The sequence below is a fragment of the Mycobacterium sp. IS-1264 genome (assembly GCF_001954195.1).
Classification (GTDB): Bacteria; Actinomycetota; Actinomycetes; order Mycobacteriales; family Mycobacteriaceae; genus Mycobacterium.
In genome coordinates, this window is the sequence record NZ_MBES01000078.1 from 1 (window position 1) to 11,491 (window position 11,491).

13 protein-coding genes and 1 pseudogene are annotated in these 11,491 nt (G+C 68.6%); 10 read left to right on the top strand and 4 right to left on the bottom strand.

Translation table 11 applies throughout. The features are described from left to right. Positions 1 to 295: pseudogene (locus A5744_RS24825) on the bottom strand (hypothetical protein); the annotation flags it as partial. A 241-nt stretch (positions 296 to 536) separates the two neighbouring features. On the opposite strand from A5744_RS24825, the gene A5744_RS20135 reads away from it, so the two are divergent. The 3 genes from A5744_RS20135 to A5744_RS20145 all read left to right on the top strand — a co-directional run bounded on the left by A5744_RS20135 (position 537) and on the right by A5744_RS20145 (position 2,320). Further along, positions 537 to 1,631: a PPE family protein gene (locus A5744_RS20135; RefSeq protein ID WP_076064075.1), complete on the top strand. Its 1,095-nt coding sequence runs from the start codon at positions 537 to 539 to the stop codon at positions 1,629 to 1,631. Positions 1,632 to 1,707: 76 nt separating this feature from the next. Next, positions 1,708 to 2,004, top strand: coding sequence for a WXG100 family type VII secretion target (locus tag A5744_RS20140; RefSeq protein ID WP_076064076.1), 297 nt, complete (start codon positions 1,708 to 1,710; stop codon positions 2,002 to 2,004). 31 nt (positions 2,005 to 2,035) lie between these two features. Further along, entirely contained in the window at positions 2,036 to 2,320 is a 285-nt protein-coding gene (locus A5744_RS20145) for a WXG100 family type VII secretion target (protein WP_076064078.1), read from the top strand. On the opposite strand, the gene A5744_RS20150 is transcribed toward A5744_RS20145, so the two are convergent. The 3 genes from A5744_RS20150 to A5744_RS20160 are packed head-to-tail and all read right to left on the bottom strand — an operon-like array spanning position 2,317 to position 5,491. Then, entirely contained in the window at positions 2,317 to 3,333 is a 1,017-nt protein-coding gene (locus tag A5744_RS20150; RefSeq protein ID WP_076064079.1) for a zinc-binding dehydrogenase, read from the bottom strand. The two genes, A5744_RS20145 and A5744_RS20150, sit on opposite strands and share 4 nt — an antisense overlap. After that, complete coding sequence (locus A5744_RS20155; RefSeq protein WP_076064081.1) at positions 3,333 to 4,526, bottom strand: LLM class flavin-dependent oxidoreductase; 1,194 nt, start codon at positions 4,524 to 4,526, stop codon at positions 3,333 to 3,335. The genes A5744_RS20150 and A5744_RS20155 overlap by 1 nt, the downstream gene beginning before the upstream one ends. Continuing rightward, on the bottom strand, positions 4,523 to 5,491 hold the full coding sequence (locus tag A5744_RS20160) for an alpha/beta hydrolase (RefSeq protein ID WP_139331435.1): 969 nt from the start codon (positions 5,489 to 5,491) through the stop codon (positions 4,523 to 4,525). Before A5744_RS20160 ends, A5744_RS20155 begins: the two co-directional genes overlap by 4 nt. 92 nt (positions 5,492 to 5,583) lie before the next feature. Between A5744_RS20160 and A5744_RS20165 the strand changes: the two genes are divergently transcribed. From A5744_RS20165 to A5744_RS20195, 7 genes are all read left to right on the top strand, one after another. Beyond that, a complete protein-coding gene (locus A5744_RS20165; protein ID WP_076064084.1) occupies positions 5,584 to 6,000 on the top strand; it encodes a VOC family protein in 417 nt (138 codons plus the stop codon). Between the two features lie 256 nt (positions 6,001 to 6,256). Beyond that, complete coding sequence (gene ftsH, locus A5744_RS20170; RefSeq protein ID WP_076064085.1) at positions 6,257 to 8,596, top strand: ATP-dependent zinc metalloprotease FtsH; 2,340 nt, start codon at positions 6,257 to 6,259, stop codon at positions 8,594 to 8,596. Between the two features lie 15 nt (positions 8,597 to 8,611). After that, the gene (gene folE, locus A5744_RS20175; RefSeq protein WP_076064087.1) at positions 8,612 to 9,232 is read left to right on the top strand and encodes a GTP cyclohydrolase I FolE; all 621 of its coding nucleotides are present in this window, start codon (positions 8,612 to 8,614) and stop codon (positions 9,230 to 9,232) included. Then, the gene (gene folP, locus A5744_RS20180) at positions 9,229 to 10,050 is read left to right on the top strand and encodes a dihydropteroate synthase (protein ID WP_139331436.1); all 822 of its coding nucleotides are present in this window, start codon (positions 9,229 to 9,231) and stop codon (positions 10,048 to 10,050) included. The genes folE and folP overlap by 4 nt, the downstream gene beginning before the upstream one ends. Then, positions 10,043 to 10,444 (top strand): dihydroneopterin aldolase, encoded by a 402-nt coding sequence (folB, locus tag A5744_RS20185; protein ID WP_076064089.1) that lies wholly within the window; start codon positions 10,043 to 10,045, stop codon positions 10,442 to 10,444. Before folP ends, folB begins: the two co-directional genes overlap by 8 nt. Continuing rightward, positions 10,441 to 10,971, top strand: a complete 531-nt coding sequence (gene folK / locus A5744_RS20190) for a 2-amino-4-hydroxy-6-hydroxymethyldihydropteridine diphosphokinase (protein WP_076064090.1) — start codon at positions 10,441 to 10,443, stop codon at positions 10,969 to 10,971. The genes folB and folK overlap by 4 nt, the downstream gene beginning before the upstream one ends. Then, on the top strand, positions 10,971 to 11,447 hold the full coding sequence (locus tag A5744_RS20195; protein WP_076064092.1) for a DUF3180 domain-containing protein: 477 nt from the start codon (positions 10,971 to 10,973) through the stop codon (positions 11,445 to 11,447). The genes folK and A5744_RS20195 overlap by 1 nt, the downstream gene beginning before the upstream one ends. Positions 11,448 to 11,491: the final 44 nt, after the last annotated feature.

The window sequence follows — 11,491 nt, forward strand, 5'->3', positions numbered from 1 at the left end:
TGCCGGCACGGTTGATGCCGTCGGCCGCCCTGGGCCAGGCCACTTCGGTCGGCGGCCTGTCGGTCCCGCCGGGGGGCGGGCGCGGGCGCGGTGGGCGCCGGGTGACCACCCCAGCCGCCGCCGTGCGGAGCAGCGTAACCGCCGTGCGGGGTGTAGTTACCGCCCCAACCGCCGCCGTGCGGGGTGTAGTTACCGCCCCAGCCACCGCCGACGCGGCGCCTGCCAACGCGGGGTCCGCGCCCCCCGTCACCACCGACGCGGCGCCTGCCAACGCGGGGTCCGCGACCCCCGTCACCACCGACGCCGCCTCTGCCGCGCCCGAGGCGAGGGATCCGCTGCCTGTCTACAAGGAGCCTGCTGCGCCCGGGCACACCGATCCGCTGCCTGCGTACAAGGAGCCTGCCGCGCCCGCGCACACGGATCCGCTGCCTGCGTACAAGGAGCCTGCCGCGCCCGTCTACAAAACACCCGCATACAAGTTGCCGGCCAAGTAACGCGCCTGGCACCCAACAACAGTCGAAGAAAGGTATATACCAATGGATTTCGGTGCGTTACCTCCGGAAGTCAACTCTGCGCTGATGTACGCGGGCCCGGGATCGGGGCCGATGCTGGCCGCCGCCGCGGCCTGGGAGGGTCTGGCCGCCGAACTGCGCATGGCCGCCACGGGCTACGGGTCGACGGTCTTGGAACTGGCCGACGCGGGGTGGCAGGGTCCGTCTGCGGCATCGATGGCCGCCGCCGCCGCGCCCTACCTGGCCTGGATGCAGAGCACCGCGGCGCAGGCCGAGCAGGCGGGGATGCAAGCGGCCGCGGCCGCGGCCGCGCACGAGGCGGCTTTTGCGGCCACCGTGCCCCCGCCGATGATCGCCGCCAACCGGGCCCTGCTGATGACCCTGATCGCGACCAATTTCCTGGGCATCAATACCGCCGCGATCGCGGCAACCGAGGCGCACTACGGCGAGATGTGGGCCCAGGACGCGGCTGCGATGTATGCCTATGCGGGTGCCTCGGCGGCGGCGTCCATGCTCACACCGATGGCGCCGGCCCCGGCCACGACCAATCCGGCCGGGGCGGCCGCCGGCGCCGTCCAGGGGATGACCACCCAAGCGGCCAACAACGCATTGACATCGGCGTCGACGCTGGCCGGCCCCTTCGAATCCGGCGTCGGCAGTTTCGGCGACGTGCTCGGCGGGCTCCTCGGGCAGGGCACCGGCACGGGTACCTCGGGGCTGAGCGGGATGGAACAGCCCGCAGCTCTGAGTCTCGGCATGGCGGCGCGGGAACCATTGGTCGGCCCTCGGCCAGTGATGCCCGCCATGGAACGGTTGTCTCCCGCGCTGGCTCCCAGCCGCGTTCCGGAGATGCCGGCACGGTTGATGCCGTCGGCCGCCCTGGGCCAGGCCACTTCGGTCGGCGGCCTGTCGGTCCCGCCGGGATGGACCCCTGCGGGACAGGCGGTCTCGGCCACGGCCGCACCGGATGTCGCGCCGACGGCCGGCGCCCCGGCGGGAGCGCCGATGATGGCCCGCGGCATCCCCGCGAGCACCGTCGGAGGCATGGAGATTCGCGGATCCGGCGCCGTCGAGCCGCCGCGCGTAGTCGTCCTACCGCGCACCAGTCTCGTCGGTTAACAGAAAGGGGGACAAGCGCTTTCGTCTTATCACCGACCGCTCACCACACACGACAACTCATTAAAGGAGACCATCAATGACCACACGATTCATGACCGATCCGCAACTGATGCGGGACATGGCGGGCCGCTTCGAGGTGCACGCGCAGACCGTGGAGGACGAGGCCCGCAAGATGTGGGCGTCGTCGCAAAACATCTCCGGCGCGGGCTGGAGTGGGACCGCGCAGGCGACCTCGCTGGACACCATGGGCCAGATGAATCAGGCGTTCCGAAACATCGTGAACATGCTGCACGGAGTCAGCGACGGACTGGTTCGCGATGCCGGCAACTACGAGCAGCAAGAGCAGGCCTCCCAGCAGATCCTGGGCAGCTAACCAACCGAACGAAGAACAGGAGACTTTAACGATGACGATCAACTATCAATTCGGCGACGTCGACGCCCACGGCGCCCTCATCCGCGCGCAGGCGGCATCGCTGGAAGCGGAGCACCAGGCCATCGTTCGCGATGTGCTTGCCGCCGGCGACTTTTGGGGCGGTGCCGGCTCGATGGCCTGCCAGCAGTTCATCACCGACTTGGGCCGCAATTTCCAGGTGATCTACGAGCAGGCCAACGCCCACGGGCAAAAGGTCCAGTCCGCGGGCAGCAACATGGCCAACACCGACAGCGCGGTGGGATCCAGCTGGGCCTAGGGAGTCACGAGAATCTTGCAGTGCCGCTCGGGGTCGGCGAGGTCATCAAAGGCCGCGCCGACCCCGTCCAGGCCTACCTCGCCGGTGATCAGCGGCGTGACGTCGATGTCGCCCTCGGCGAGCGCGCGCAGCGAATCGGCGAATTCATCCGGGCTGTAGGCGAGGACGAACTGGACGTTGATCTCCTTTGCGATCGCGAAGAAAGGATGCACGGTGTCGGGCTGCATACACACCCCGGCGACGACCAACCGGGTGCCCGGACGCGCCCGCAACAGCACGTCGTCGATGATTCCCGGCACCCCGACCGCCTCGAACACCACCGCGGGTTTGACGCTGTCGAAGGGCGAGCCCTGGGCCGCGTCCAGCGTCCGATGCGCGCCCATCGCGGTGGCCAGCTCCCGGCGTTTCGGTGAAAAATCCGATGCCACAATGGTTTCCACGCCACGGGCGCGAAGCGACGCGATGATCGCGATGCCGATCGGGCCGCAACCGAGCACCAGGGCGGTCTCCCCCGGCGCGATGCTCGACTTGTTGACCGCGTGCAGGCCCACCGCCATGGGTTCGGTCAGCGCGGCGTGCTTGAAATCGAGGCCGTTGGGGATGGGCATCAGCAGCGGCGCCGACAGCAGCATCCGTTCGGCGTAGCCGCCGACCGTCGTGTTGCTGTAGACGATGGGCTCGACGCCCTTGCCGGACAGCAACACGGGTAGCGAGGTGACCAGCGTTCCCGGGGGATGCGATTCGGTGTCCGGTCCGGCTTCGAGTACCTCGGCGCTGAACTCGTGGCCCATGAAAATATCGCGACTCAGGTCCAGGCTCATGCCGCCCGCGGCATCGCCGCCCATCCGATCGGTCAGCGCCATCACCTCGGACCCGTGCGCCGCGAAATGTAGGTCAGAGCCGCAGATTCCGCACGATCGGACCGCGACCAGCACCTGGCCGGATTCGGGAACCGGGTCGGGGACGTCGTCGCGGTAGACCATCCGGCCGTCCCGCAATACCGAGGCGCGCATCAGCTCTTCTCGCTTTCCAACTTGTGTTCGTCGACATGCTCGGTAATCGCCTTCACCACGGCCTCACCGGCGCGGCCGATTAACTGGTCGCGGCGGCCCTTCGCCCAGTCGTGCGACGACCGCGAGGCCTGCAGCTGTCCCTTGAAATGGGGAATCACCTTGCGGGCCATCAGGTCATAACAGTGGTACGTCGCTTCGGGCGAGGCCCAGTCATGTCCGAGCATGAGCAGGGTCCCGAAGCCACCCGAGCGTTCGAGCAGATCTTCGATGTGCGCGATCGCGTCGTCGGGGGTGCCGATGCAGCAATTGCCTTTGGCCGCATAGTCTTCGACGAATTCATGAGGTGTCTGCGCGCCGTCGACGGTGTTGGCCAGGGGAACGAACCCGGCGGCGCCGAAATAGTTGGCGAAGTCCTGCAGCCCGTAGGTGCAGTCGTCGATCGCCTGGTCGCGGCTGTCGGCGATGTGCATGATGCTCAGCACTCGCCAATCGGCTCGATCGGGCTCGTCGCGGCCGACTTTGCCGGCCTGTTCACGGACCACGTCCCAGGTGTTTTCCAGGGCGGCGTAGCCGCCGGGCACCGACATCGACAGCGACAGCAGCGACGTGCCCAGGGCGCCCGCCAGTCGCGGCCCGGACGGCGAAATCATTGCGGCCGTGGCGATTTCCGGATAGGGCCAGGTGTAGGGGCGGACATGAAGCTGGGCGTCGCGCAGCGTGAACCAGTCGGAGTGGCGGTCGATTCGCTCGTCGGGCGCGGCGCGAAACAGGGCGAGTATCGCCTCGAGGGACTCCTGCATCATCCGGCGTTGCTCGATCGGGTCGATCCCCATCATGTAGGCGTCCGACGGCAGCGCGCCAGGGCCCGTGCCGAACATGACTCGGCCGCGGGTCAGGTGGTCCAGCAGCACCCAGCGATCGGCCACCATGAGCGGATGGTGGTACGGCAGCGAGACCACACCGGTTCCCAGCCGGATGTGCCTCGTCCGCTCCGCGGCGGCCGCGATGAACACCTCCGGGCACGCGATCAGCTCGTAACCGCCGGAGTGGTGTTCGCCAAACCACGCTTCGTCGAAGCCCAAGCGGTCGAGCGCGACGACACGCTCCATGTCGTATTCCAATGCCACCGTTGGGGATTGGCCGATCGGATGAAACGGTGTGATAAAGACGCCGAAGCGCAGGGGGGCGTTCATCGCAGCTCCAATCCGTTGAGAAAGTCCAGCAGTGCCGCATTGACCTCGTCGGGTCGCTCTTGTTGCAGCCAGTGTCCCGCGCCCTCGAGCATCACCTGACGGTACGGCCCGGAAACCACCTGCGAAGCGCGGTCGGCGCGGGTGAAGGACAGCACCGGATCGGCCGACCCACCGATGAACAGACACGGCACCGAGATTTTCGCGCCGTCGAGTTCGGGGGTGGTCTCCCAGTTGCGGTCGAAGTTGCGATACCAGTTCAGCCCGCCGGTGAATCCGGTGCGGGAGAACTCATCGACGTAGTGGTCGAGCTCGTCTTGGCTTATCCAGTCCGGCAGCCCGTCGGGCTCGGGCAGGCGATCGAGGAAGCCTTGCGGACCGGGGGTAGCCATCCGCACCAGGGCGTCCTGGCCGCCGTCTGCCCGCAGGCCGCCCATCATGCGTCGAATCACTCTGGCGGGATCGGCGTTGAGTTCGGCGTCGGCGACGCCCGGTTCCTGGAAATACAGGATGTAGAAGAAGTTTTCGCCGAATAGCTTGCGCCACGCTTTGGTCGGCGCCACGTGCGAGCGGGGCAGCGGCGGGACGCTCAATCCCACTACCGCCGACACCCGGTCGGGGTGCAGCAGCGGCGCATGCCACGCCACGGGGGCGCCCCAGTCGTGACCCACCCAGACGGCGCGCTCGGCGCCGACGTCATCGAGCAGCCCGACGATGTCGGCGGTCAACTCGCGAATGTTGTAGGCCTCGATCGAATCCGGGGCCGACGACCCGCCGTAACCGCGCTGATCGGGCGCCAGCACGTGGTAGCCCGCCTCGGCGAGGGCCGGAATCTGGTGTCGCCACGAGTAGGCCAGCTCGGGAAAGCCGTGCGCCAGGACCACCGTGGGCGCGCCGCGGTCGCCGGCTTCGACCACCCGCAACTGCACACCATTGGTGTCTACTAACCGTTCGGTTGATAAGGGCATCGTCTCACCAAATCACAACGCCGGTGGGCTGAGAAGGCCTGACATCGTGGTAGATATCGCGACAAGACATCCCAACGAAAGGTGACTTTCGCATGAAGCGGCTGGACCACGTCGTCTTGTGGACGAAGGATGCGCGCGCATCGATGGACTTCTACACCCGGGTCGTTGGGCTGGCGCCCGTGCGGTTCGCCGAGTTCGCGGCGGGTGACGCGCCGTTCCCGAGCGTGCGGGTCAGCGAGGACTCGATCATCGACCTGTCGCCGATCGACAGCGCTGGCGCCACCGAAGCCCTCACGAAGGTCGAGGGCAGCGCGGGCCATCCGATCAATCACGTCTGCCTGGCGCTGTCGAAGGCCGAATACGACGCGCTCGACCGCCGTTTGCAGGCCGAGGGCGTGGACACTAGCGCCCGGCTGAACCGCACCTACGGGGCCCGAGGTTGGGCGCCGCACGGCTACTACTTCCGCGACCCCGACGGCAATGTCATCGAGGCCCGCTATTACGAGTAGGCGCTCCGCCGAACGTGCGGCCAGCCGCACACTGGGCAACGAGCGTGCGGCCAGCCGCACGCTGGGCCCCCATCGGCTGCCCATCGGGAACAGCCAGTCGTTGTCTGAGCGGGATGGTGGCGACCCGTCCCCCGCAAGCGGGCGGTACCCCCAGCGCCCCGGCTCCACCGGCGCTGGCGATCGCCACAGGCGGTAGCCTGGACTTTTCCAGCTGCGTGTGGATAGGGAAGGACTTGGCCGCAACGGCCGATGATTGATGAACCGGAAAAACGTGATTCGCACCGTGACGGCGATCGCCGTCGTGGTGCTGCTCGGCTGGTCGTTCTTCTATTTCAGCGACGACACCCGCGGGTACAAGCCCGTCGACACCTCGGTGGCGATGGCACAGATCAACGGCGACAACGTCAAGAGCGCGCAAATCGATGACCGTGAGCAGCAATTGCGGTTGACCCTGAAGAAGGGCACCAACGACACCGAGAATTCGGACAAGGTCATTACCAAGTACCCCAGCGGGTACGCCGTCGACCTGTTCAACGCGCTGAACGCCAAGAACGCGAAGGTCGCCACCGTCGTCAACGAAGGCAGCATCCTGGGCGAGTTACTCGTCTACGTGCTGCCGCTGCTGTTGCTGGTGGGCCTGTTCGTGATGTTCTCGCGCATGCAGGGCGGCGCCCGGATGGGCTTCGGTTTCGGCAAATCGCGCGCCAAGCAGCTCTCCAAGGACATGCCCAAAACCACCTTCGCTGACGTCGCCGGCGTCGACGAGGCGGTCGAGGAGCTCTACGAGATCAAGGACTTCCTGCAGAACCCCAGCAGGTATCAGGCGCTGGGCGCCAAGATCCCCAAGGGCGTGCTGCTGTACGGGCCGCCGGGAACCGGCAAGACGCTGCTGGCCCGCGCCGTCGCCGGTGAGGCCGGGGTGCCGTTCTTCACCATCTCCGGCTCGGACTTCGTCGAGATGTTCGTCGGCGTCGGCGCATCACGGGTGCGCGACCTCTTCGAGCAGGCCAAGCAGAACAGCCCGTGCATCATCTTCGTCGACGAGATCGACGCGGTGGGCCGCCAGCGTGGTGCCGGTCTCGGCGGCGGCCACGACGAGCGCGAGCAGACACTGAACCAGTTGCTGGTCGAGATGGACGGTTTCGGCGACCGCGCCGGCGTCATCCTGATCGCGGCCACCAACCGGCCCGACATCCTCGACCCCGCCTTATTGCGGCCCGGCCGCTTCGACCGGCAGATCCCGGTGACCAACCCCGACCTGGCCGGCCGCCGCGCCGTCCTGCGGGTGCATTCCAAGGGCAAGCCGATCGCCCCGGACGCCGACCTGGACGGGCTCGCGAAGCGCACCGTCGGCATGACCGGTGCCGACCTGGCCAACGTGATCAACGAGGCGGCGCTGCTGACCGCGCGCGAGAACGGCACCGTCATCACCGGCCCCGCGCTGGAGGAGGCGGTGGACCGGGTCATCGGCGGGCCGCGCCGCAAGGGCCGGATCATCAGCGAGCAGGAGAAGAAGATCACCGCCTACCACGAGGGCGGACACACGCTGGCGGCCTGGGCTATGCCCGACATCGACCCGGTCTACAAGGTGACGATCCTGGCCCGCGGGCGCACCGGCGGCCACGCGGTGGCGGTGCCGGAGGAAGACAAGGGCCTGCGGACCCGCTCAGAGATGATCGCGCAGTTGGTGTTCGCGATGGGCGGGCGCGCCGCCGAGGAATTGGTGTTCCGCGAGCCGACGACCGGCGCGGTGTCGGACATCGAGCAGGCCACCAAGGTCGCCCGCGCGATGGTCACCGAATTCGGCATGAGTTCCAAACTCGGTGCGGTCAAGTACGGCACCGAACACGGCGACCCCTTCCTGGGCCGCACCATGGGCACGCAGGCCGACTACTCACACGAGGTCGCCCGCGACATCGACGACGAGGTGCGCAAGCTGATCGAGGCGGCGCACACCGAAGCGTGGGAGATCCTTACCGAATACCGCGACATCCTCGACACCCTGGCCGGCGAGCTGCTGGAAAAGGAAACCCTGCACCGGGCCGAGCTCGAGGGGATCTTCGCCGGCGTCGAAAAGCGGCCCCGGCTCACGATGTTCGACGATTTCGGCGGCCGGATCCCGTCGGACAAGCCGCCGATCAAGACGCCGGGCGAGCTGGCCATCGAGCGCGGCGAGCCCTGGCCCCCGCCGGTCGCCGAGCCGGCCTTCAAGGCGGCCATCGCGGCGGCGAGCCAGGCCGCCGAGGCCGCCCGCGCCGAGTCGGACCGAAATACCCACGGCCCCAACGGTTCTCATGGTCAAGGCGAACGCCAGGGTGCGGGCCATGGCCCCACCCGGCCCGACTACGGCGCCCCGGCCGGCTGGCATGCGCCGGGCTGGCCGCCGCAGCAGCCGCAGGGCCATTGGTATCCGCCCGCGCCGCCCCAGCAGCCCTACTGGCCGCAGCCGGCACCGAGCTACCCGGGCCAGGGGCACCAGTCTTATCCGCCCTATCCGCCATATCCGCCGCCTGGTCAGCCCACCCCGGATGCGCAGAAATCCCCTGACCAGCCGGATGAGGATGTGAGCCGGTCCAACCCGCCGGCGCTCGGCTGACGAACGGAGGATTCGATGGCTTTGCCGGATCTGGGGCCGGGTTCCCGTCGCGCGACATCACGCGTACGGAAGTTCGACCAGCCGCGAGCCGAGGCCGCCATCCGCGAGTTGCTGCTGGCCATCGGTGAAGACCCGGAGCGGGACGGCTTGCAAGAGACCCCGTCACGCGTCGCCCGTGCCTACCGGGAGATGTTCGCCGGGCTCTACACCGACCCCGACAGCGTGCTGAACACGATGTTCGACGAAGAGCACGACGAGCTGGTGATCGTCAAGGAAATCCCGATGTACTCCACCTGCGAGCACCACCTGGTGTCGTTTCACGGCGTCGCACACGTCGGCTACATCCCCGGCAAGGACGGCCGCGTGACGGGCCTGTCGAAGATCGCGCGCATGGTCGACCTGTACGCCAAGCGGCCCCAGGTGCAGGAGCGGCTCACCAGCCAGATCGCCGATGCCTTGGTGCGGCAACTCGATCCGTCCGGGGTCATCGTCGTCGTCGAGGCCGAGCACCTGTGCATGGCGATGCGCGGTGTCCGCAAGCCCGGCGCCGTCACCACGACGTCGGCGGTGCGCGGTCTGTTCAAAACCAATGCCGCTTCTCGAGCGGAAGCGCTCGACCTCATCCTGCGTAAGTGAGCCCGGCGCCTGTGCAGGTCATGGGGGTTCTGAACGTCACTGACGATTCATTCTCCGATGGCGGGCGCTACCTGGATGCGGACAGTGCCGTCGCGCACGGGCTGGCAATGGTCAGCGAAGGCGCGGGAATCATCGACGTCGGCGGGGAGTCGACCAGGCCCGGCGCCGCCCGCATCGATTCTCGGGTCGAGGCCTCGCGCGTGGTTCCCGTCGTCAAAGAGCTTGCGGCACAGGGCATTACCGTGAGCATCGACACCATGCACGCCGACGTCGCGCGGGCGGCGCTGCAGAGCGGCGCGCGGATCGTCAACGACGTGTCCGGCGGGCGGGCCGATCCGGCGATGGCGCCGCTGGTGGCCGAGGCCGGCGTGACCTGGGTGCTGATGCACTGGCGCTCGGTGTCCTCCGAACGGCCGCACGAGGCCCCGCACTACGACGACGTGGTCGCCGAGGTGCGCTCCGAACTGCTCGCCGGCGTTGACGCCGCGGTCGCCGCGGGCGTGGATCCGGCAAAGCTGGTGATCGACCCCGGGCTGGGATTCGCCAAGACGGGACAACACAATTGGGCGCTGTTGCACGCCCTGCCGCAGTTGGTCGCCACGGGTGTACCGGTGCTCCTGGGCGCCTCGCGCAAGCGGTTCCTCGGCACGCTGCTGGCCGCACCCGACGGGTCGCCGCGACCGCCCGACGGGCGCGAGACGGCGACCGCCGTGATTTCCGCACTGGCCGCCCTGCACGGGGCCTGGGGTGTGCGGGTGCACGACGTGCGGGCGTCGGTCGACGCGCTCAAAGTCGTGGGGGCGTGGACGCATGGCTGATCGAATAGAGTTGCGCGGCTTGGCGGTTCGCGGCCGGCATGGAGTGTTGGAACACGAGCGCGCCAACGGCCAGGAGTTCGTCGTCGATATCACGGTGTGGATCGACCTGGCCGACGCGGCGACGAGCGACGAGCTGGCCGACACCTACGACTACGCCGCGCTGGCCAAGCTCGCCGCCGACGTCGTCGCCGGGCCGCCGCGCAACCTCATCGAAACCGTCGGCGGTGAGATCGCCGGGAAGGTGATGGACGACGAACGCGTGCACGCCGTCGAGGTGGTGGTGCACAAGCCGCAGGCGCCGATACCGCAGCGGTTCGACGACGTCGCGGTGGTGGTCCGGCGGTCGCGGCGCGGCGGCCGCGGCTCGGTGGTCCCGGCGGGCGGAGCGCTATGACACGGGTCGTCCTGTCCATCGGCTCCAATCTCGGTGACCGGCTGGCACGGTTGCAGTCGGTTGTCGACGGGCTCGGCGATGCGGTGCTCGCGGTCTCCCCGGTGTACGAGACGGACCCCTGGGGTGGCGTGGAACAGGCGCCCTTCCTCAACGCGGTGGTGATAGCCGACGACCCCGACTGCGACGGGCAGGGCTGGCTGCGGCGGGCCCAGGACTTCGAGCGCGCGGCGGGCCGGGTTCGCGGCGAACGCTGGGGACCGCGCACTCTCGACGTCGACCTGATCGCCTGTTACGACGACACCGAGCTGATCGCCCGCGAGCCCAACCTGACGCTGCCCCATCCGCTGGCGCACCTGCGCGCTTTCGTGATGGTCCCGTGGCTGGCCATCGACCCGGACGCTCAGCTCACCGTCGCCGGGGGGCCGCGCCCGGTCGCCCGCCTGCTCGCCGAGCTGGAGCGCGCGGACCGCGAGGGTGTCCGGTTGTCCGGGCTGACGCTCACGGCTAACCGGGAGTCGCGGCGCTGATGGGCCCAACCAGGAAACGTGACCTGACGGCCGCGGTGGTGGGAGCTGCGGTGGTGGGTTATCTCCTGGTCATCCAGCTGTATCGGTGGTTCCCGCCCATCACGATCTGGACCGGGCTGTCGCTGCTCGCGGTCGCCATCGGCGAGGCGCTGTGGGCGCGCCACGTGAGGGGCAAGATCAACGAGGGCGAAATCGGCGACGGGCCGGGATGGCTGCATCCGCTTGCCGTCGCGCGCAGCGTGATGGTCGCCAAGGCCTCGGCGTGGGTCGGTGCGCTCGTCCTGGGTTGGTGGGTCGGGGTGCTGGTGTACTTTCTGCCGCGGCGGTCATGGCTGCGGGTCGCCGCCGAGGACACCACCGGCACGGTGGTGGCGGCGGTCAGCGCTCTGGCGCTCGTGGTTGCCGCGCTGTGGCTGCAGCATTGTTGTAAATCCCCGCAGGATCCGACCGAGCACGGCGAGGGCGCGGAAGGCTAAGCCCCGCCGGGGTCGCCGGACGGCCAGCGGCACGCCGGACCGGT